Raw genomic sequence first — 21836 nt, 5'->3', positions numbered from 1 at the left:
GCTCAGGCCGCCTTCGCCGGCGTGCCGCAGGCGTGGCAATAGGGCGAAAAGGCGTTCTTGCGGGTGTTGCAGGCGTGGCAATGGTCGTAAAGGCCGATGCCGCAATGCGGGCAGAAGTCGATGGCCGGGTCTTTCAGGTCGACAGGGCGTTCGCAGCCCGGGCAGACCCCCTTGTCGAGCCGGGCGAGGGCCGCGTCATAGCTCAGCGTGTCGCGGCGTGCCTGGTTGGGCTGCGCTTCCTGCAGCCGCTGCTGGGCGAGATAATCGTTGAGCGCGATGATCGCATAGCGGCCGACGAGGACGGTGACGATGATGCCGACGCCGAAGCGGACATAGCCGCCATAGCTGGGCAGATAGGGCACGAGTTCGACGAAGAACGCCACCAGCGCGAACAGGATGAAGCCCCAGACGAACGGCCAGTATTTCGACTGGCGCCGGCGCGCGAACAGCCATCCGGCGATCACCAGCAGCGGCAGGGTCAGTGCCAGCCGGTAACCGAAAACGCGCAGTTCGGAAGCTTGCAGCGCCGCTTCGTAGCGTTTTTGCGCGGCGTCGGTGTAGGGCACCAGCCGCGCTTCGGCGCGCGACTGCGCCTGGCGGGCATCGAGCATGATCTGGCGCTGCGCTTCGGCATCCTTGCGCGCCTTGTCCTCCGCGGCCTTGAGGGCATCGAGGCGGGCGGTGCGGGCGACGAGCTCGGTATCCTGCCCCGGCCGTTCGGTGGCGGTGCGGGTGGCGACCCAGTTCTGGAAGGTCTCGCGCCCCGACAGATAGGCCTGCGACGCGGCCTGCAGCTGCAATTCGGCCTGGTCGAGCGGCGGCTGTGCCGCTTCGGCGCGGGCGATGGCGGCGTCGCGTTCAAGCCGCAGCGGCGCAACCGCGGCGCGGTCGACGAACTGTTCCCGCTCGATCCGGCCGTCGACCTGCGGCAGGTCCCCGACGATGACGTTGCCCAGCCCGATCAGGAAGCCGGCAAAGACGAACGCGATCACCCACAGGCCGCGGTTGAACCATTTTTCGGACAGGCGCAGCGACTTGCTCATCGCCGCGATATGGCTCCGGTATAGCTGCGATACCAGTCGACGAAGGCCGGCACGCCGACCGCCAGCGGCGTGGCCGGGTCATAGCCCAGGTCGCGGCGCGCCGGACCGATGTCGGCCCAGGTGGCGGTGACGTCGCCGGGCTGCATCGGCAGATAGTCGAGAACCGGGGTGATGCCGCAGGCGTCGCCGATCAATTCCACCAGCCGGCCGAGTTCTTCCGGATCGTCGTTGCCGAGATTGTAGACCGCATGCGGGCTGGTGCTGCCTCCCGGCTTGGGCGCACCGTCGCTGGCGGGGGGGCGGTCGAGCGCCGCCAGGACGCCGGCGACGATATCGTCGATATAAGTGAAGTCGCGCTTCATCGCGCCGTTGTTGTATATCGGCAACGGTGTCTGCGCAAAGATCCGCTCGACGAAGCGCCAGAGCGCCATGTCGGGCCGGCCCCAGGGGCCGTAGACGGTGAAAAAGCGCAGGCCGGTCGTGGGAATGCGATAAAGATGGGCATAGCTTTCGGCCATCAACTCATTCGACTTCTTGGTGGCGGCATAGAAGCTGACCGGCCGGTCAGCGCGATCCTCCGCATCGAGCGGCAGCCGCGCCGCGTCGCCATAGACCGAAGACGACGACGCATAGACAAGGTGTTGGACTTGCAGCGTGCGCGCCAGTTCGAGAATTTCGAGCTGCCCTGCCAGGTTGCTGTGCGCATAGGCACGGGGGTTGTCGATCGAATAGCGCACGCCGGCCTGGGCGCCGAGGTGGATGATCCGGTCGATCGATTCACCGGCAATGGCGCTGTGCAGCGCGGCGCTGTCCGCAAAATCGGCAGTGACGAATCGGAAATCGTCATGACGGCCGATTAATCGTTCCAGCCGCGCCTGCTTGAGGATCACAGGATAATAATCGTTAAGATTATCAATGCCGATGACCGTTTCGCCCCTGGCAAGCAAGGCGCGCACCACATGGGCACCGATGAACCCGGCCGCACCGGTCACGAGAATTTTCATTTATTGATAACCATTACACCGTAGTTGCACACTCTTGCGCGCCAATGGCCATCGAGACTAGAGGGGTTCGTAGAAAGCCGGTGACCGGAGAAGACTGCGCGGATGTCGACACTGTTGCTTTTCGCGATCGCTGCGTTTCTCGGTTTGGGGATTGCGACGCTGGTCGGTGCCAATGCGATGCGGATCGGCAGGGCCTTGCGCCTTCTCGACCATCCCGATGGCGGCCGCAAGATTCATGCCCGGGCGACGCCGCTCGTCGGCGGTATTGCTGTCGCGGCAGCCGCGGTCGTGGGGTCGCTGCTGGCCCTTGCCCATTATGGTGACCCGCAGCTGGCGTGGCTGGCGGCGGCGGTGGCGGCGATGTTCGCGATCGGCGTGGCCGATGACCGCGTGCATCTGCCGCCGGTGATCCGGTTGGTGCTGGCGTTGCTGGCGCTGGGCGTGGTGGTGGCATCGGCGACCGACTTCCAGGTGCTGGCGCTGCGCTTTGCCGATGCCGATCGCATGGTACTGGGTGGTTATGTCGGATTGGCGTTCACCTTGTTGTGCCTCGTCGGCCTGCTCAATGCGGTCAATATGGCGGATGGCAAGGACGGTATCGTCGTCGGTTGCGGCCTCGTCTGGACGGCCGTGCTGACCGTCCATGCCGCCCATGGCGCCCTGTTGCTGCTGCCGGTGCTGCTGGCGACGGGCGCGGCGCTGCTGGTCTTGCTGGTCTTCAACCTGCGCCGCAGATTGTTCCTCGGCGATGGCGGCAGCTACGCCCTGTCGGCGCTGTTCGGGCTGCTCGCGATCTACGTCTATAATGACGAAGGGACGGCGATGCGCGCCGATGACGTGGCGCTGTTGTTCGCCATTCCGGTTTTCGACACGATCCGGCTGATGGCGGTGCGGATCGCCGGGGGGAGGTCCCCCTTTCACGCCGACCGCGACCATTTCCATCATCACCTCTACGCGCGCATCGGCTGGCCGCGCGGCCTTGTCATCTATCTGGGCCTGGTGGCGCTTCCCAATCTGGCGGCGCTGCTATGGCCCGGCACTGCCTTTGGCTGGCTGGTCGTCAGCTTCATTGCCTATGCGGTGGTGATGGCATTGACGCGCTTCGTGCCCGCCGGCCGACCGGCAGAGTGACGGCTGTCGGCGTCGCAGCGATGGTTTTCGGGTTGCCGAGCAAGCGCTGCTGACCTAGGTCGCAGTCGCAGCGATGGGGCGTCGCCAAGTGGTAAGGCACCGGTTTTTGGTACCGGCATTCGCAGGTTCGAATCCTGCCGCCCCAGCCAGACGTGGATGTGTCCCGGCACCCGGCGCTTGAAGGCGCGTGGTTTTGGGGGCAACAGGCGGGGATGATCGATACGCCGCGCACGCTTTACGCCAAGATCTGGGATGATCATGTCGTTCGTCGGTTGGACGACGGGACGGCGCTGATCTTCATCGATCGTCATCTTATCCACGAAGTGACGACGCCGCAGGCATTTGAATCGCTTCGGCTGGCCGGGCGCCGTCTGCGGCGGCCCGATCTGACGCTTGCCGTGCCCGACCACAATGTGCCGACGACGGCCCGGGTCTTCGAGGGCCGCCGGTTGCCGATCCTCGATCCGATGTCGAAGGCGCAGCTCGACGCGCTCACTGCCAATTGCCGCGACTTCGGGGTCGAGATGTTTGCCATCGATGCGCCTGAACAGGGCATCGTCCATGTCATCGGGCCCGAACAGGGCTTTACCCTGCCCGGCGTGACGCTGGTGTGCGGTGACAGCCATACCGCGACCCATGGTGCCTTTGGCGCGCTGGCCTTCGGCATCGGCACGTCCGAAGTCGAACATGTCTTTGCCACCCAGACGTTGCTGCTGCGCCAGTCGAAGGCGATGGAGGTGCGGATCACCGGCCGCCTGGGGTTCTCGATCTCTCCCAAGGATGTGGCGATGGCGGTCATCGCCCGGCTCGGCACCGGCGGCGGCACGGGTTATGTCATCGAATATACCGGCGATGTCATCCGCGACATGAGCATGGAAGGCCGGATGACGGTTTGCAACATGGCGATCGAGGCCGGCGCGCGCGCCGGGCTGGTCGCGCCGGACGACAAGACCTTTGCCTATGTTGCCGGGCGGCCGCGGGCGCCGAAGGGCGCGGCGCTCGACGCTGCACTGGCCTGGTGGCGGACGCTGCCGACCGACCCCGGCGCCACCTATGACGCGACTGTCGTGATCGACGGCGCCAGTATCTCACCGCTGGTGACCTGGGGGACAAGCCCCGAGGATGTGGTAGCGATCGGTGACCGCGTGCCCGCCCCCGACAGCTTTGCCGACGAAGGCAAGCGCACCGCCGCGGCGAAGAGCCTCGAGTACATGGGGCTGGCGGCGGGCACGCCGATGGCAGGGTTGCCGGTGGAAAATGTCTTCATCGGCAGCTGCACCAACAGCCGTATCGAGGATCTGCGCGTGGCCGCGGCGGTGGCGAAGGGCCGGCGCGTCGCCGCCGGCATCCGTCAGGCGCTGGTGGTGCCGGGGTCCGGCCTCGTCAAGCGCCAGGCCGAGGCCGAAGGGCTCGATCGCATCTTCATCGAGGCTGGGTTCGACTGGCGCGAACCCGGCTGTTCGATGTGCCTGGGGATGAACCCCGATCAGGTGCCGGCGGGGGAACGCTGCGCCTCCACCTCGAACCGTAATTTCGTCGGCCGGCAGGGTGTCGGTGCGCGCACCCATCTGCTGTCCCCGGCCATGGCGGCCGCGGCGGCGGTGACCGGCCGGCTGACCGACGTGCGCGAACTTATGGGCTAGGCCGGTCGCGGCGCAAAGCTGCCGCGGTCGAGCGACCGGCGTGTGGCAAGCATGCGTCCGGTTCACGCGTTTCGGCGCCATGGCGATCGGCACCGCGTTCGTCATGCCGGTCATGGCGCCGCATGGCGTGCGGTGCGGCCTGGCAGTGGGTGACGCCGGCGATCGGTGGGGGGCGACGGAGACGCCGGCGTCGACGCGACATGACCATGAATCGCGGCGCGGCGATTGTCGCAGGGTGCGGCGGCTTGAAGGTTCCGACCATTGCCGCGGCCGGCCGGGTGTTTGTCAGCGCGCCCGGCGGCCGCTGGCGAGCGCGGCTTCGAGCGTGACGATCAGCGCGTCGGGATCGCAGGGTTTTTCGATGAAGCCGGCGGCACCCTGGTCGAGCGCTTGCAGCCGCACCCGCGCTTCGGGGAATGCCGTCATCAGGATGATCGGCAGGCCTGCGTCGCGGACCTGCAGCGCCCGCTGCAGGTCGAGCCCCGACATGCCCGGCATCTGCACGTCGGAGATGACGCAACTGAAGCCATGGGTGTTGCCGGCAAGAAAATCCTCTGCCGAGGCGAAGGTCGTGGCCGACAGGTCGAGCGAACGGATCAGGCTGCTCATCCCGGCCCGGACAAGGGCATCGTCATCGACGATCGCTATGGCCAGGTCGGGTGTCATGCACAGGAATCCGGTGGTGCGTCGAAGGATGTCGCGCCATGGGCTTTTAGGTCATCGCCGTGCGCGTGGCACCTATCCTATGGTTTGGGCCTGTGCTTTGTAGGCCCCGAAACGGGAGCGGAATGACAATGCGGACCTACCGGGATGACTGACGACACGCCGCTGGTGGTCATCATCGACGATGACGAGATGGTCACGCGGTCGCTCGACAGCCTGTTCCGCTCGGTCGGCATGCGCACCGTGGTCCATGGTTCAGCGCAGGCGATCCTGCAATCGGGATGGCCCGCGGGTGCCGGCTGCATGGTCGTCGATATCCGCATGCCGCAGATCGGCGGGCTGGAGTTCCAGGCGATCCTGCAGGCGCGCGGCGACCATGTGCCGATCGTGTTCATGACCGGGCATGGCGACATTCCGATGACGGTGCAGGCGATGAAGGCCGGCGCCGTCGATTTCCTCGCCAAGCCGTTCCGTGACCAGGACATGCTCGATGCGGTCGGCGCGGCGCTGGCACGCGACCGCGCCCGGCGCGAAACCGAGGCGGGGTCGCAGGACCTGCAGGCACGGTACGAACGGCTGACGGCGCGGGAGCGGCAGGTGATCGCGCTGGTCTGTTCGGGGTTGATGAACAAGCAGGTCGCCGGCGAACTCGGCATCCAGGAAATCACCGTCAAGCTGCATCGCTCGAGCGTCATGCGCAAGATGGGGACACGGTCGCTGGCCGACCTGGTGCGGTGCTGGGAAGCACTGGTGCGCGAGGGGCTGGCGACGCCTGCCTGAGCCTATCCTTCGGTATGGCGGCACGCGACCCAAGCAATAGCCGGTCTCAACCGCTGTTCAATGGAGCCATGCGCGACCTTGCCTATCATCACGGCCATGTCGCCTCCGGAGATCACCATGGCCAGCCGCGCCGTCGCGTTCGATATGCGCAGTGCCCATCCCGCCAGCCTGGTGGCCGGCGCCGCCGCGGCGCTGGATGACGATATCGATGCGGTGCGCGATTGCCTGGCGCGGCTGTCGGAACTGCTGGCGACGGTGGCCGCGCCGGCGCCGGTGCCGCAGTGCCGCAGCGGCGGGCTGGCGCCGTGGCAGCTGCGGTCGATCGACCGCCATGTCGCCGCCAATCTGAAGCGCGCGATCAGCGTCGCCGAACTGGCGGCGCTGGTCCGGGTGAGCCCCGGGCATCTGTGCCGGGCGTTCAAGGCGAGCACCGGGGATACGCCGCATGGATATGTCACGCGCCGTCGCATCCGCCATGTCCAGTCGCTGATGCTGACGACGGACTGGAGTCTGGCTACCATCGCCGGCGCTGCGGGGCTGGCCGACCAGGCGCACCTGTCCCGCCTGTTCCGCCGCCATGTCGGGACAGCGCCCCTGTCGTGGCGGCGGACGTGGCAGCAGCCGGCCTGATCGCCACGACAGCCACGCCAACGAAGGATCCGCCCCATGGCCAGCAACATCGCCGACATCATCGCCCTGACCCTGGCCAACGCCGGCGTGCGGCGGATCTGGGGGGTGACGGGGGACAGCCTCAACGGGCTGAATGAGTCGCTGCGCACGCTGGGGCGGATCGACTGGATGATGACCCGGCACGAGGAGGTCGCGGCCTTTGCCGCCGGTGCCGAAGCGGCGCTGACGGGCGAACTGGCGGTGTGCGCCGGCAGCTGTGGGCCGGGCAATCTCCATCTCATCAACGGGCTGTTCGACTGCCATCGCAACCATGTGCCGGTGCTGGCGATCGCCGCGCACATTCCGTCGTCGGAAATCGGGCTGGGCTATTTCCAGGAGACGCATCCTCAGGAATTGTTCCGCGAGTGCAGCCATTTCGTCGAACTGGTCACCAACCCGGCGCAGATGCCCGAAGTGCTGCACCGGGCGATGCGCGCCGCGATCGGCAAGCGCGGCGTGGCGGTGATCGTGGTGCCGGGCGATGTCGCGCTGCTGCCGGCGCCCAAGGCAGCAACCGGGGCCTTTCCGGCGCTGAATGCCCCGCGGCTGGTGCCCTGCGCCGACGACATCGACCGGCTGGCGGGGTTGCTGGCGCAGGCCGATGCCGTGACCCTGCTGTGCGGCAGCGGCTGTGCCGGCCAGCATGATGCGGTGGTGGCGCTCGCCGACCGGCTGGGGGCGCCGATCGTCCATGCCCTGCGCGGCAAGGAGTATCTGGAATGGGACAATCCCTTCGACGTCGGCATGACCGGTTTCATCGGATTTTCGTCGGGTTACCAGGCGATGGAGAATTGCGACCTGCTGCTGATGCTGGGCAGCGACTTTCCCTATCGTGATTTCTACCCCGCCAATGCCAGGGTCGTGCAGGTCGACCGCGACCCGTCGCAGCTCGGCAAGCGCGCGCCGCTCGAACTCGGCATCGTCGGCGATGTCGGGGAAACCATCGCGGCGCTGCTGCCGCGGCTGGAGCGCCGCGACGACCGGGGTTTTCTCGACAAGGCGGTCGCGCATTACCGCGAGGCGCGAAAGGGGCTCGACGATCTGGCGCGGCCGTCGGCGCCGGGGCGGCCGATCCATCCGCAATATCTGGCACAGCTGGTCAGCGAACTCGCCAGCGACGACGCGATCATTTCCGCCGATGTCGGGACGCCGACCGTGTGGGCGGCGCGCTATCTTGCCGTCAACGGCCGCCGCCGGCTGCTGTTTTCGGGCAACCACGGGTCGATGGCCAATGCCATGGCGCAGGCGATCGGGGCGCAGGCGGCGCATCCCGGCCGGCAGGTCATCGCGCTTTCGGGGGACGGCGGCTTCGCCATGTCGATGGGTGACCTGCTGTCGCTCGGGCAGTTGAAGCTGCCGGTCAAGATCGTCATTTTCGACAATGGCGAACTGGGCTTTGTCGCGCTGGAACAAAAGGCCGGAGGCTTCCTCGACGACAATGTGAAGCTGGCCAACCCCGATTTCGCGATGATCGCGCAAGCGGCGGGGGTGCTGGGCATCAACGTCACCGAATCGGCCGAGATCGCGGCGGCGTTGACCCGGGCCTTCGCCCATGATGGCCCGGCGCTGGTGGCGGTGAAGACGGCGCCGCAGGAACTGACGCTGCCGCCGTCGATCGAGGCCAGGCAGGTCAAGGGCTTCAGCCTCTACATGATCAAGGCGATCCTCAACGGCCGCGGCGACGAGATCCTGGAACTGGCGCGCACCAATTTGCGCTGAAACGGGCATGGGAGGGATGCGATGACCAGGGATATCAACCCGGCGGCGCCGCCTTCGGGCCCCGGATGTGTCGAATGCACGGCGAACGGCAACTGGTGGTTCCACCTGCGCCGCTGCGCCGCCTGCGGCCATGTCGGCTGCTGCGACCAGTCGCTGGGCCGTCACGCGACGGCGCATTTTCACGCCACCGGCCACGCCGTGATGCAGTCGTTCGAGCCGGGCGAGGACTGGTTCTGGAACTATGCGCTCGACGCCGAAGTGCGCGGCGTAGCGCTGGCGCCGCCGACCAGTCACCCGCGGTCGCAACCGACGCCGGGACCGGCGGGCGCCGTTCCGGCCGACTGGATGGCGCAGCTCGAGGCGCGCTAGCACCGCATTGTCGCAGGGTCGCGGTTAAGATTAGGCGCGCGTGCCATCGCGCCGTACGACGACGAATTGATGAAGGACTTTGCAATGGCCGGAACCGCACTCGTCGTCGGCACCAGCGGGATCGTCGGCAGCGCCACGGCGCAGCTGTTGGCGACGGAAGGTTGGGCCGTGCATGGCCTGGCGCGCCGGCCGCTGCCGCAGCCGGGGGTGACGCCGGTGGCGGCCGACCTGCAGGATCCGGCGGGGCTGGCGGCGGCGCTGGCCGGGGTGGCGCCGGACGCGGTGTTCATCGCCACCTGGTCGCGGCAGGCGAGCGAAGCCGAGAATATCCGCGTCAACGGCGCCATGGTGCGCAATTTGCTCGATGCGCTGCGGCCGGCTGGCAGCGTGCGGCATGTGGCGCTGGTCACCGGCCTCAAACATTATCTCGGGCCGTTCGAGGCCTATGGCCAGGGCGTCCTGCCGCAAACGCCGTTCCGCGAGGAACAGGCGCGGCTCGACGTGGAGAATTTCTACTACGCCCAGGAAGACGAAGTGTTCGAAGCGGCCGCGCGCGACGGCTTCGGCTGGAGCGTTCACCGCCCGCACACGATCATCGGCAAGGCGGTCGGCAATGCCATGAACATGGGGACGACGCTGGCGGCCTATGCGGTGCTGTGCCGGGAAACCGGGCGGCCGTTCCGCTTTCCCGGCTCGGCGGTGCAGTGGCACGGGCTGACCGACATGACCGACGCGCGGCTGCTGGCCCGCCACATGCTGTGGGCGACGACGACACCGGCGGCGCGCGACCAGGCCTTCAACGTCGTCAACGGCGACGTCTTCCGCTGGAGCTGGATGTGGGGACGTATTGCGGACTGGTTCGGGGTGAAGGCGGAGGAATTCGACGGCGTCGTGCGGCCGCTCGAGACGCAGATGGCCGATGATGCCGGGCTGTGGCGGGAGATTGCGGCGCGGCACGGGCTGGCCGAGCCCGAGCTGACGCGGCTGGCTTCGCCCTGGCATACCGACGCCGATCTGGGCCGGCCGATCGAGGTGGTGACCGACATGGGCAAGAGCCGGCGGCTGGGTTTCACGGCGTATCAACCGACGGATGATGCATTTTATGCGCTGTTCGAGACGCTGCGGGCGGACCGGTTGATTCCCTGATCGCTGTCCAAACAATCTCGCTCATGAGCGAGCTCTTCGATTCGGCGTTGCTAGCCTCAAAGCGTCAGCACGCTGCCCGACGCGAGGTAGCGGATCAGCTGGCGGCCGGGGACGAAGAAATAGCCGCCGCCGCGCAACGTGATGAAGCGCGGCATCGGCGCAAGCGCCACCGGGCCGGTGCGGACCGGCACGGTGAAGCCGTTGGTGCCGGGCAGGCCGGTGACGGCGATGGGATCGGTTTCGGCGTCGAGGCCGTGGAATTTGGTGCTGCCCATCCAGGTCTGCTGGATGAATTCGAACTGGCGTTCGATATCGCCGTTGAGGCACATGAACATCAGCCCGGACTTGCGGTCGCCGTTTGCGGCAAAGCCGCGGCCGATGCGCAGGATGCGGTGGCGGTTGGTGATATCGACCTGCTCCATCGATCCGGGGCTGAGGCTGTCGCGCGGGTTGGCGCGCCGGACGTGCGAGCCATAGGGGCAGCGCAGCCCCTGCGGGTCCTCGGTGCCGAACAGGAAATCATTGTCGGGTTGCGGTGGACGCATCTTCGACGTTGCCGTGCCGACGCGGTCTCCCGGCTGGACAGGTGCTGCCTCGGCATTTTCGGGCTTTGCCGACTCGCGCATCGTCGCCGCCGCGCTGTCCGAGCCATAGAGCTGCTTGAGTCGGGTCGCCGACATATAGGGATTGCGCACCAGCGAACTGCCGTCGGTCCAGCGCCCCATCATCTTGGCGGCGATGAATTCGGCGTCGCAGATGGCGGGTGCCGGAAAGCGCGACGCGAAGGTTTCGGCCTGGCGCCGGCAATAGTCCCAGAAGCCGTCGGCATCCTGTTCGAGCTGGCGGATGACGAGGTAGCTGCCGTTGAAGCCGATCATGCGCGGGTTCGACTTGATGGCGTCGGCAAAGCCATGGCTCGCCCCGGCGATCGGCAGCATCATGTCGGGGTCGAAGCGGGCATCGAGCAGGGGCCCGGGCGGGATGCTGCCGCGGTTGTCGGGGTAGCCGAGGATGATCTCCCCCGGTTCGACGAGGTGGATGGGGTCGGCATTGCGCAGGCCGCGATAGGTGCCGCGGATCGCCGGTTGCGAGACGCCGTCGACAAAGCCGAAGGGCTCCTTGCGGTCGGTCAGCTTGTCGCCCACCGCGGACAGGTCGATCCGGTCGACGACCGCGCCGGCGGCGGCGACCTGCGTATCGATCCAGCTGCACAACCGGGCGACGGCATCGATGGTGTCGCCATAGACCAGCAGCGCTGCATCGACGGCGTTTTTGTCCCACCACCATTCGGCGCAGGTCGGGTCATCGAGCAGGATGCGGTCGCGGCCGATGCCACACATGCCGAGGCGGAAGGCGGCGGGGAAGCTGTCCATCGCTTCGGCCGGCAGCCCGAGCTTTTCGAGGCCGGTCGGTGCCAGCGCCAGGGTGATCACCGCCTCCGCCTCGATATAGCGGCCGTCGTTGAAGCTGAGGTGCGGCAGCAGCGCGCCGAGCGCCGCGACATTGGCGGCGACATCGGCGCCGAAGCGCAGGGTGAGCAGCCGGCCTTCTGGCTTGAAGCCCAGCCCGCCGAAGACGATGCTCTGGATCTGGGTGGTGTCGAGCTTGGCGGCCGGGCGCGGGCTCGATCCGAACAGCGACAGCCATTCCGTCGCCTCGGATTCGGTGCGCGCCTGCAGGCCGCGCCGGATGAGGGCATTGGTGCGGATATTGGCGGTCGTCAGCGTCGGATAGGCGCTGTACCAGAAGGGCGTATAGGCCATGCTTTGCCGGGCGAAGCGCTTGAAACGTTCGCCGTCGGTGGCGCCATCCATGAACAGGTTGCGGGTGCGCGGGAAGCCGATGGTGTTCGACCAGACGCCGGTCAGCCCTTCGTTCGCGCGGGTGATGAAATCTTCGAGATAGCTTTCCCAGCTGCCGCCGAAATTGGAAAAGAAGATCGTGTCGCGGGTGCCGGGAAGCGTGACCCAGCGGGCGAAATGGATGGTGCCGATGTCGCCGAGATGGCCCGGACGGGGGTTGAGCGCCGTCAGCCGGGCAATCGCCCAGAAGGCGAGGCGGATGGTGACAAAGCGCAGCGCCCCCGGCTTGCGGACCGTGTGCGACATCATGTGGTTATGGGCATAGCCGGGGGCGTTTTCGTGCGCGAACATGCGCTGTGCCTGATCGAGCGTCGGCGCGGCTTCGGAGGTCCAGTCACGGTCCTCGCCGCGGCGGAATTCGGTATAGGCAAGCCCGACCACCACCAGCGTCATCAGCAGCACCAGCGCCGCCGTGAGCAGCACAAAGCGGATGGCGACGGTCAGCGACCAGGGCACGGCGGGCCAGGCGATCCACAGCGACACCAGCGCGGCGACGAGCAGCAGCGGCCACAGGAAGGTCGTGACCAGCGAGGGCGCGAGCGCGACGATCTTGCCGACAAGGCCCGGTTCCTTTGCCGGCGCGGCGGGGGGCGGCGGCGGCGCTTCCAGCGCCCAGCGCCATTCGGGGTCGGCGGCAAGGGCCCGCTTGACGTGATCGAGACTGGCCAGTGCCGAGACGAAATCGTCGGGATGCGCGAGCAGGCCGGCAACTTTTTCGGCAAGCGCGTCTTCCTGCTGGATGCGGGTGACGGTGAGGCCGGGGACGCCCGAAAAGGCAAGGCCCGGCCGGTCGAACAGGCCATGGCCGATGGGGACAACATGGCCTTTGAGAAAGCCCGCCAGCCCGGCGAGGGCAAGTTCGGGGTCGGCGATCCGGAACACCGGCAGCAGCATCGGCCCGGCGCGAGCAGCGAGCGTTTCGAGCACGGTGTCGGCGTCGCCATCGGCGGACAGTTCGCCGACGATGAAGGCGTGGTCGGGCAAATGCGACGGAAGGGCGTGCAGGCTGGCGAAGTGCACGAACGCCTCGCCATCGCCGCCGGCGATCAGTGCGCCGATCGGGCCGGCCGGGTTGCCGAGCCCATCGAGCAATGCGCGCGCGGCGTCGACGCGGTCGACCGGGATCCGGGCGGCTATGGTCAGCATCGCATGCGTCATATGGTGAACCCCCCGGATCCGGTTTCAGTCGAATGCAACCACCAGTGAACTGGCAAAGGCGCCATGTTTGCGCAGCCGCCCTTCGGCACCGGTGGCGCGGCGCAGATTGGGCCGTTTGAGCAGCGGCTTGAGCATCAGGTGCAGTGTCGCCTGGTTGATCCACAGGCCGAAACACTGGTGCACGCCGAAGCCGAAGTGGAGATACTGGTCGGGGCTGCGCCTGGGGTCGAAGCGGTGCGGTTCGGGAACGCGGCGATCGTCGCGCATGGCCGATGCGATGCTGACCAGCAGCCTGGCGCCGGCGGGGATAGTGCGGCCGCCGATGGTCCGCGCCGCGACGGCAGTGCGGGGCAGCCAGGGCGCGAGCGGGTCAAAACGCATCGCCTCCGTGAGGCAGGCGGCGAGCGCCGCATCGTCATCGGCGCGCGCGGCTGCCTGGGCCGCGGCCAGTGCCGGCGGCCGGCGCAGCAGCTGTTCCATGCCCTGCGGCACCACCATCGGCGGCTGCGGCGGGCCACCGACCAGCAGCCCGACAACATTGGTGCGGATCGCCGTGTCGCTGAAGCCGGGTATACCGGCCGCCTGGGCGGCGAGGCTGCGGGCGATGACATCGTCGCGGCCGTCGGGCGCCTTGCGGCAGCGGTCGATCTCGCGCTGGACATGGTCGCGGATGGCCGGGGCGATGCGCGCCACTTCGGCCCGCAGCGCGGCATCGTCGGCGACGAACTGATATTCGAACAATCGCGTGCCCCAGATATGGAGGTTGGCACCGGCCGGCGGGGTGACGCCGAGATATTCGGCGATCATGTCGAAGGCGATGCCGCGCACCAGCGTGACAACATCGATCCGGCCCGGTGCCGCCGCCACCGCCGCCGTCGCCAGCGCCTCCACCCGCGCGGCGAGCATCGGCAGGTCGGCACGCCGCACGACGCTGCGCAGCGCGGCGAGGCCGGCGCGATAGTCGTCGCCATCCCCCATGCCGAGGATGAACGGCGCGCCGCCCATGATGACGTCGAGCTTGTCGCGATAGGGCGCTGCAAAGGCACCGTCGGCGGCGAAGACGGCGCGCACATCGTCATGGCGGGTGACGAGATAGGTGTTGCCGACCCGGAACACCGGCCGGCGATCGCGCAGCACCCCGAACACGGCGGGCAGCAGCGCCATGCCGCGATCCATCAACCATTGTCCGACGGGGCCGGGCCGGGCACGCAAAATGTCTTGCGGAGTCGTCATCGGCTGCCCCCCAGCCACATGACGTTAACCCAATCGGTGCGCAGGGCAAAGCCCCGGGGGCGGACTTTGTTAACTAGGTCGGTTTCGTGCTGTCCACCGCGGCGCTCATGTCGGCGACCACGGCGCCGCGCCGGCCCATTGGGCGGGGCCGCCCGGTGGTGCTGTCGACTGCCGTCTGGCGCTCGGTTTCGGCATTGATCAGCCCGCCGATGAGGATGGCATAGGCCGACACATACAGCCACATCAGCAGCACGACGACGGCAGCGAGCGAGCCATAGGTGGCGTTGTAATCGGCAAAGCGCGAGGCATAGAAACCGAAGCCCAGCGTCGCCGCCAGCCACAGGACGGTGGCGGTGACCGAGCCGACGCTCAACCAGCGCCACCGGGCATCGGAACGATCGGGAGCGAAACGGTACATGGCACCGATGGCCAGGCAGCACAGCCCGCCGGCGATCGCCCAGGTGAGAAGCTGGACGAGCATCCGACCGGCGTCACCGAAATTGCGGAGCAGGTCCTGGGCATAGCCCATCATCGTCGCGGCGAGGACGCCGACGATGCCGGTGGCGATGGCGCCGATGATGAGCAGTGCCGAGATCGCCGTGCCGCGGATGATGCCGCGCCGGTCGCGTTCGCCATAGATGACGTTGAGCGCGGCGATGATCGCGCCCGATGCGCGGGTGGCACCGTAGATGGAGACGGCCAGCGCGATGAGCAGGCCCAGCCCCTTGCGGCTGGCGGCGGTGGTGGTGAGGTTGATCAGCTGTTCGTAGATCAGCCGGGCGGCGTCGGCGGGGACCAGATCGATAATGGTCTTCATGTGCTTCGACACGGTCGCCGGGTCGGCGACAAGGCCATAGCTCATGACCAGCGCGCCGAGCAGCGGCACGAAGGACAGAAAGGCGTAAAAGGCAACCCCGGCCGCCATCAGGCTGAGATTATGTTCCGAATTGCCGTTCCAGACACGGCGCAGGATCGCCTTCCACGCCGCCAGGGAATAATCCGCCGGGGATTGGGCGGTCGCGTCGGAAGTCGGCAGATCGGCCATCAATAGTCCCGCGAATAGCGCAGGGTGACGTTCGATCCACCGAACGACCCGGTCGCGCTGAGGATCGAAAGGCTGCGGCTGAGGGCGATTTCGAGTTGGGTGGCGGTGAAGCCGCGCGCGTCGGTGATGACTTCGACATAGATGTTGTTGCCGATATATTGCCCGGCGGAGACCGCGGTGCCGCGCCCGGTGGTCTTGTCTTCCCCCAGCACGCGCAGCCGGTCGATGCCGGTCACCGAGCGCAGCTTGCCGAGCGGGTTGAGACCGCCGCCCGAGCCGCGCAGCGAGTTGAGCGCCGACGCCAGCTGCACCGCCTGGATGGGCGAGATGTTGGTGACCGATTCCCCGAACAACAGGCGCGACAGCACTTCATCCTGCGGCAGCGTCGGGGTCGAGGTGAAGCTGATCTGCGGGCTTTGGGCGCGGCCGCCGATGTTGATGGTGGCGGTCACGCCCTCGACCGTGGTTTCTGCTGCCAGCGACAGTTCCGGATTGGTGAAGGGGCCGCCGTCGAAGACGATCGCACCGGTCTGCGCCAGGTCGAAGCGGCGGCCGGCGAAGCTGTAGGTGCCGCGAACGATTTCGAGCCGGCCGACGATGCGCGGGGCAGCGGCGGTGCCGGTGATGCGCATGTCGGTTTCCCATTCGGCCTCCAGCCCCATGCCGGACACGAAGATGCGGTTGTCGGCCCGCACGCGAATGTCGAGACGGACGCTGGCCAGGCCGAATGCCGGGGCTTGCGCCGCCGCGGCCTTCACCACCGGCGCATTCTTGCGGCGCACCCCGGTCAGCTGCGGCACGGCGGAATCACCCTGGCGGATGATCTCGTAGCGCGCTTCGGGAATGGTGACCGTACCGGTGATCAGCGCTCCATTGCGGCCGTTGGTGATGGCAAGTTCCCCGGTTGCCTGGGCGCCAAGCGCGTCGCTGCGCGCCAGCTGGGCCCGGTCGAAGCGGACGTTGACGCTGGCGGGGAAGCCGCTGGCGGCATCGAGGCCGAGCGTGCCGTTGGCGCTGATCGTGCCATCGCCTGCCCGGCCGGTCAGCGAAGCGATCTGCAACTGCGACTGGGTGAAATTGCCGGTCAGCGCGATGTCGCGGATGACGGTGCCATAGGCCTGGTTGGTGTACCGCAAGGCGCTGGCGCGGATCGTGCCGTTCAACCGCGGCTGGTCGACCCGGCCACCGAAATCGGCCGCGATGGCAATGGGCCCGGACAGTTCCTGCCCGGCAATTCCCGTCAGCGCCCACAGCACTTCGGCCGGGCCGGCGTAGCGGATGCCCCCCGACAGCGGCGCCGCCTGGAGGCGCGCGGCAAGGCCGGCGCCGGCGGGCAGCGGCGCGACCCGCGCCTGCAGCCGGCCGATGGTGGTGCCGCCGCGGCGGATGGCGGCCGCAACGCTGCCACCGGCGTCCGACAATTGTGCGGTGGTGGCGATGTCGACGGGGGCGGAAATCGTATAGGCGGCGGTGCGGGTGAAGCCGGCGACATCGATGCGGGCATCGACAACCGGCACCGCGGCCAGCGTGGCATCGACGGTGCCCGACGCCTTGCCGCCGAGGCCGAGGCCGGGAACAAAGGCGTTGACGATGGCGAGATCGACACTGTCGAGCACGGCGTTGACCGTGGTGGCCTTGCCGTAACGCCCGCCGATGCGGGCGCGGCCCTGCGGAAAGACGATGGTGGCCGGCGCCAGCAGCCATTCGCCGGCGCTGCGGGTGGCGACGGCGGGGGCGGCGAGGCGGAAATCGATGCCGCTGAAGGCGCCGGTGGCATTGGCGACGACGCGCTGCGGGGTCAGCCGCGCTTGGGCTGCGATATTGAACGGCGCCGAACTGCTGCCATTGGCGACAAGGCCGACGGTGCCATTGCCGCCGCGATAATCGAAATTGCTGCGCGCGCGCTTGACCAGCAGCGTGCCCGACCGGACATCGGCAAGGTCGGCACTGCCGGTGATCGACGGCGCGCCGGGGAACAGGATGACTGCGGCGCGGGCGCTGCCGCTGCCGATGGTGATCGGCACGTCGCCGGGAATGCGCGCCGACTGGGCGCGGACATCGATATCGGCGCGCTGGTTGGCGCCGGCGGCGGCCAACCGGACATTGCCGTTGATGCCGGACCCGCTGAGCGCGATGGCGCCGGCGAACGGCCCGGCCGCGGTCTGGGTGACGCGGCCGCGGGCATCGATGCCCGCGGCGCGGGCGCGGGCGATGTCGATGGTCAACCGCGGCCCGGTGCGGATGACGACATCGCCCGACAACGGCCCATAGGCGGAGGCGCCGCTGGCAATGACGCGATAACCGGCGGCAGTGGTGGTCAGGTCGGCAACGAGATTGCGGACATCGATGCCCAGGCCCGGCCGGTCGGCGCGCAGCCGCGCGACCGGGCGATCGAGGGTGCCGGAGGCGGTGATGGTGGCGGGGCCGTAGGTGGTCGATACGGCACGTGCCGACAGTGCGATGGCGCCGGTATCGGTGCGGTAGCTGCCGCTGCCATCGGTGATGCGCAGCAGCGGCGCAGTCAGCCGCAGGTTGCGCAGCGTCGCGGCGCCGGCAGGATCATAGCCGAAGCCGGCGGTGACGATGGCGTTGCCGCCCAATTGTTCGCGCAGCGACGCATTGTCGATGGTGCGCGTGGTGATGCGGGCGGTGCCGGTCAGGCCGAACCCGCCGCCGGGGGCCGTGACCAGCCGCGCATCGGTGACCAGATCGACGCGGCCCAGCCCTTCGACCCGATAATCGTTGACGCGGCCCTTCAGCGTGCCGGCGTAATTGCCCTTGGCGACATCGGCGATGATGATGGCCGTGGCATCGATCCGATCCGACCGCAGGCGAAGGTTATCGGACAATAGCTGGCCATTGGCCCAGGCCAGATCGCCGTCGATGGCGAGGTTGGTGAGCAAGCCGCCGGCCGCGGCGTTGAGGCCGGTGACGCGGCGCGCCCGGGCGGACACCGGAACGCGAATGCGGTCGGCATCGACGGTGGCGCGGCCGCTGGCAGTCAGGCCTTCGACGGTGGTCGCGTCGAACGACAGCGAGTCGGCGGCGATGTCATAGGCCAGCGTGGGCGTCGCAAAGGCGCCATCGACGGTGGCGGCGATGCGGACATTGTCACCGCGCAGGTCGGGCGCGATGGCGGCAGGGCGCAGCAGCCGGGCATCGACACGGAAATTTTCAAAGCGGCTGGCGCCCAGGTCGACAAGGCCCTTGGCGGCGATGGTGAAGGCATCGGCGGCGATGGCGGCGACGGCATCGACCCGCCGGTCGGCGAGGCGAGCGGTGATATCCAGGTCGAGCTGGCGCAGCAGCGACTGGGCCGGGCCGGCAAGCAGCGTGCCGGGGCTGGCGCGGCCCTTGGCGGTGAACGTCCCGTCGGCGGCGGTCAGTGCCACATCGGCGAGCGGGGCGGTGCCGCTGGTCGCGGCCAGCGTGCCGCGCCAGCTCGCCCAGCTGCCCTCACCCGAAATGCGCGCGGCGAGCGGCCGACCGAGATTGGTGAAGCCATCGACAAGGCCGGCGACAGGGGCCGCAAGGCGCGCGTCGAGCTGCAGGCGGTTGTCGGCGGGCACCGCGTCGAGGCGCAGCACTAGCGTGTCGCCGCCGGCGATCCCGGCGGCCTGGCGGGCATTGGCGTCAATCGTCACGGTGGCGCGGCCATCGGCAATGCTGACGGCGCCGGTCAGGCCGACATCGTGGCGGCGTCCGGTGACGGCGGGGTCGATGCGGAAATGATCGATGCGCAGCCGGTCGATATCGATATCGAGGTCGGGCAGCAGCGGATCATTGGGGTCCGACGGGTTGAGGTTGGGGCGGCGCAGCAGCCGGACCGTATCGGCGCTGGCTTCGGCAAGGGCGATGCGCCCGCCGTCGAACAGGGCCGAAGGGCGCCAGTCGACGAGTACGGAGGGCGCCGTGACCAGCACACCGTCGAGATCGCGGATTTCAAGATTGCGGATGGTCATGCGGCCGTAGATCGACCCGTCGATGGCGCCGGCGCGATAATTCAGCCCGCTGGCGGTGGTGAAGCCGGCGAGCTGGCCAAGCAGCAGGCGCTTGCCGGGTCCGGTGTCGAGCGCCAGCACGGCGATGACGAGCAGCGCGATGAGGCCGGTGATGGCGCCGCCGACCCAGAGCAGAACCCGCTTCGCCGTCAAAACGCCTGTCCGATCGAAATATAAAGGGCAACGCGCGATTCGCCGGGGCGGCGGTTGATCGGCGTGGCGATGTCGACGCGCATCGGCCCGAAGTTGGTATAATAGCGCCCGCCGATGCCGACGCCATAGCGCATGCCCGACAGCGACGGGGTGGAGGCGTCGCCCAGCCGGCCGGCGTCGATGAACGGCACAACGCCGAAATCGCCGAAGCGATAGCGCGCCTCGATGGCGAATTCGGTCAGCGAGCGGCCGCCGAGCGGCTGGTTGTCGGCGCCGCGCGGCCCCAGCTGCTGAAAGCCGAAGCCGCGCACGGAACCGCCGCCGCCGGCATAAAGCCGGCGCGAGGGTGCGATCTCGTCGCGCGGCGCGCCGACGATCGACCCGAGCCGGGCGCGGCCGGCGATGACCAGCGACGACATCACCGGATAATAGGCGCTGGCTTCGAACAGGAAGCGGCCATAGGCGTCGAACGATCCGCCGGTGCGCTTTTGCGCTTCCGGGCTGGCACGAGCGACCAGGCGGAAGCCGCGGGTCGGGTCGAGCAGGCTGTCGGAACGGTCATAGCCGAGCTGGGTCGGCAAGGCGGCGATGAGATAAGTGCCGCGGTCCTCTGCCGCCAACGCCGGGTCGAAGGCCGTTTCGCGCGACGCGATCAGTTCCCCGCCAAGCGACCAGGTCCAGCGTTTTTGCCAGATCGGCGTGCTGACCCGGGCCAGGCTGGCGTTGAGGTTGATGGTTTCTGCGTTGAAGGCGTCGAAGCGCTGGCGCGCCACCGACGCGCCGGCCTGGAAGGCACGGTCACGCTGGCCGGCATTGGAGCGGATGAACTGCCCGCGCAGGCTCTGTTCGTTGGTGCCGGCCACGACCGCCGCGGACAGGGCGCCTTCGGGCGGGAACAGGTTGCGATGCGTCCAGCTGGCGCTGACCCGTACGCCCTCGCCGGTGCCATAGCCGGCGTTGGCGGCAAGGTTGCGCGCCGGGCCGCGCGTCTGGCGGACCAGCAGGTCGACGGTCTCAACCCCGTCGGCATCGATGACGCCGGTGCCGACCGGCTCGACCGCGACGGTGGACAACAGACTGGTGGCGATCAGCACCTGGCGCAGATCGTCGACGCGGCGGCTGTCATAGATCTCGCCGGCCTTGAAGCGCGGCAGGATGCCGATGTGCTTGGCATCGAACACCGGATCACCGGCGAGACGGAAGCCGCCGAACCGCGCCTTGCGGCCGGCGGTGAGCGGCAGGCTGTAATCGCCGGTGAAGGTGACGTCGTCGAGGAGGATGTCGCGCTGGCCGACGACGACGAAGGGATAGCCCTGTTCGGGCAGCCGCAGCGCCACATTGGCTTCGGCAACTTCGATCGCGGCGGCAACGATCGGATCGCCGGTGGAAAGCGCCAGCGCCTCGCGGGCGATGGCAAGAGGTTCGGCGGCCAGCGGCGTGTCGGTGCTGCTGGTCAGGGTCACGGTGCCGAGGCTGTAGCGGGTGCCCGGGGTGGCGGTGATGGCGACCAGCAGCTGGCCGTCGGCATCGGGAAGCGGGCCGACGACCGCGCTCGCCGCCGCGTCATAATAGCCTTCGGAGCGCAGCAGGTTTTCGGCAAGCTGGACATCGGCATCGGCGCGGGCCGACACCTGCGCGGCATTGCCGGCCTTGCGACCGCCGTCGAGCAGCGCCGACAGGTCGCGGAACCGGTCTTCGAGATCGACGGCGTCAAGGCCCTCGATCGTCAGCCGGTACCGGATCGGCGGCAGTTCGGGATCGCTGCTGGCCGGCATCGCAGGTGGCGGTGTCACGCTTCCCAACCCTGCCAGCGGCGCTGCCAGTTCGGCGGCCGGGACCAGAGGCGCCGGCGCTGCCTCGGGCGGGGTCGCGACGATCGGTTCGAGCGGCGGCAGTTCGGCGGACAGATCGGGCGGCAGCACCGGTGTGGCGGCCGGCATGGTGTCGTTCGGAGCCGGGACCGGCGGCGTCGAAACAGGCTGCGCCGCCGCGGCAGTCGTCAGCGTTGCGACTCCGAACAGCGCCAATATCTTCGGCGTGCGGCGCGCCTGGGCGAAAGGCGCCGGCTTTTTCAGGTCATTCGGCATGTTCGGATCGAAACCCCCCGCCGTCAGTGCGGTTCCCGTGATGGAATAATTGTTGTTACGGCGTGGGCGTTGCCGCCACAGCGCCGTTCCGATACGGGTAGGCCCATATCAAATGGTTAGGGTGACGGTG

The 21836-nt window shown here is 68.3% G+C and carries 15 protein-coding genes and 1 tRNA gene; 8 read left to right on the top strand and 8 right to left on the bottom strand.

The window, feature by feature from the left end; genetic code table 11:
* Nucleotides 1-2: 2 nt before the first annotated feature.
* Nucleotides 3-1043 carry a zinc ribbon domain-containing protein gene (locus GGQ62_RS04940; protein WP_152576221.1) on the bottom strand — a complete coding sequence of 347 codons (1041 nt, stop codon included), beginning with the start codon at nt 1041-1043 and terminating at the stop codon, nt 3-5.
* Entirely contained in the window at nt 1040-2047 is a 1008-nt protein-coding gene (locus GGQ62_RS04935) for an NAD-dependent epimerase/dehydratase family protein (RefSeq protein WP_152576222.1), read from the bottom strand. Before GGQ62_RS04935 ends, GGQ62_RS04940 begins: the two co-directional genes overlap by 4 nt.
* A gap of 102 nt (nt 2048-2149) precedes the next feature.
* On the opposite strand from GGQ62_RS04935, the gene GGQ62_RS04930 reads away from it, so the two are divergent.
* The 3 genes from GGQ62_RS04930 to leuC all read left to right on the top strand — a co-directional run bounded on the left by GGQ62_RS04930 (nt 2150) and on the right by leuC (nt 4821).
* Nucleotides 2150-3178, top strand: a complete 1029-nt coding sequence (locus GGQ62_RS04930; protein ID WP_152576223.1) for a glycosyltransferase family 4 protein — start codon at nt 2150-2152, stop codon at nt 3176-3178.
* Nucleotides 3179-3252: 74 nt separating this feature from the next.
* A tRNA-Gln gene (locus tag GGQ62_RS04925) sits at nt 3253-3327 on the top strand.
* A gap of 63 nt (nt 3328-3390) precedes the next feature.
* Nucleotides 3391-4821, top strand: coding sequence for a 3-isopropylmalate dehydratase large subunit (gene leuC / locus GGQ62_RS04920; protein WP_152576224.1), 1431 nt, complete (start codon nt 3391-3393; stop codon nt 4819-4821).
* A 285-nt stretch (nt 4822-5106) separates the two neighbouring features.
* Here leuC and GGQ62_RS04915 read toward each other — a convergent pair whose 3' ends face one another.
* The gene (locus GGQ62_RS04915; protein WP_152576225.1) at nt 5107-5487 is read right to left on the bottom strand and encodes a response regulator transcription factor; all 381 of its coding nucleotides are present in this window, start codon (nt 5485-5487) and stop codon (nt 5107-5109) included.
* Between the two features lie 144 nt (nt 5488-5631).
* Between GGQ62_RS04915 and GGQ62_RS04910 the strand changes: the two genes are divergently transcribed.
* From GGQ62_RS04910 to GGQ62_RS04890, 5 genes are all read left to right on the top strand, one after another.
* Nucleotides 5632-6264, top strand: a complete 633-nt coding sequence (locus GGQ62_RS04910; protein ID WP_152576226.1) for a response regulator transcription factor — start codon at nt 5632-5634, stop codon at nt 6262-6264.
* A gap of 96 nt (nt 6265-6360) precedes the next feature.
* Entirely contained in the window at nt 6361-6894 is a 534-nt protein-coding gene (locus tag GGQ62_RS04905; protein ID WP_152576227.1) for a helix-turn-helix domain-containing protein, read from the top strand.
* 36 nt (nt 6895-6930) lie between these two features.
* The gene (gene poxB, locus GGQ62_RS04900) at nt 6931-8652 is read left to right on the top strand and encodes a ubiquinone-dependent pyruvate dehydrogenase (protein ID WP_152576228.1); all 1722 of its coding nucleotides are present in this window, start codon (nt 6931-6933) and stop codon (nt 8650-8652) included.
* A gap of 21 nt (nt 8653-8673) precedes the next feature.
* Nucleotides 8674-9021, top strand: coding sequence for a UBP-type zinc finger domain-containing protein (locus GGQ62_RS04895; protein ID WP_152576229.1), 348 nt, complete (start codon nt 8674-8676; stop codon nt 9019-9021).
* An 84-nt stretch (nt 9022-9105) separates the two neighbouring features.
* The gene (locus GGQ62_RS04890) at nt 9106-10167 is read left to right on the top strand and encodes an SDR family oxidoreductase (protein ID WP_152576230.1); all 1062 of its coding nucleotides are present in this window, start codon (nt 9106-9108) and stop codon (nt 10165-10167) included.
* Between the two features lie 56 nt (nt 10168-10223).
* Here the strand turns inward: GGQ62_RS04890 and GGQ62_RS04885 are convergent, their stop codons facing one another.
* The 5 genes from GGQ62_RS04885 to GGQ62_RS04865 all read right to left on the bottom strand — a co-directional run bounded on the left by GGQ62_RS04885 (nt 10224) and on the right by GGQ62_RS04865 (nt 21706).
* Entirely contained in the window at nt 10224-13187 is a 2964-nt protein-coding gene (locus GGQ62_RS04885; RefSeq protein ID WP_152576231.1) for a Dyp-type peroxidase, read from the bottom strand.
* 24 nt (nt 13188-13211) lie between these two features.
* A complete protein-coding gene (locus tag GGQ62_RS04880; RefSeq protein WP_152576232.1) occupies nt 13212-14420 on the bottom strand; it encodes a cytochrome P450 in 1209 nt (402 codons plus the stop codon).
* 73 nt (nt 14421-14493) lie between these two features.
* The gene (locus tag GGQ62_RS04875; RefSeq protein WP_152576233.1) at nt 14494-15465 is read right to left on the bottom strand and encodes a YihY/virulence factor BrkB family protein; all 972 of its coding nucleotides are present in this window, start codon (nt 15463-15465) and stop codon (nt 14494-14496) included.
* Entirely contained in the window at nt 15465-19619 is a 4155-nt protein-coding gene (locus GGQ62_RS04870) for a translocation/assembly module TamB domain-containing protein (RefSeq protein WP_207791808.1), read from the bottom strand. The genes GGQ62_RS04875 and GGQ62_RS04870 overlap by 1 nt, the downstream gene beginning before the upstream one ends.
* Nucleotides 19616-21706: a BamA/TamA family outer membrane protein gene (locus GGQ62_RS04865; protein ID WP_152576234.1), complete on the bottom strand. Its 2091-nt coding sequence runs from the start codon at nt 21704-21706 to the stop codon at nt 19616-19618. The genes GGQ62_RS04870 and GGQ62_RS04865 overlap by 4 nt, the downstream gene beginning before the upstream one ends.
* Nucleotides 21707-21836 lie beyond the last annotated feature (130 nt).

The sequence above is a fragment of the Polymorphobacter fuscus genome (genome assembly GCF_011927825.1).
Lineage (GTDB): Bacteria > Pseudomonadota > Alphaproteobacteria > Sphingomonadales > Sphingomonadaceae > Sandarakinorhabdus > Sandarakinorhabdus fusca.
The sequence above is the reverse complement of the archived record's forward strand: the minus strand, read 5'-3'. Positions and strand labels throughout refer to the sequence as shown.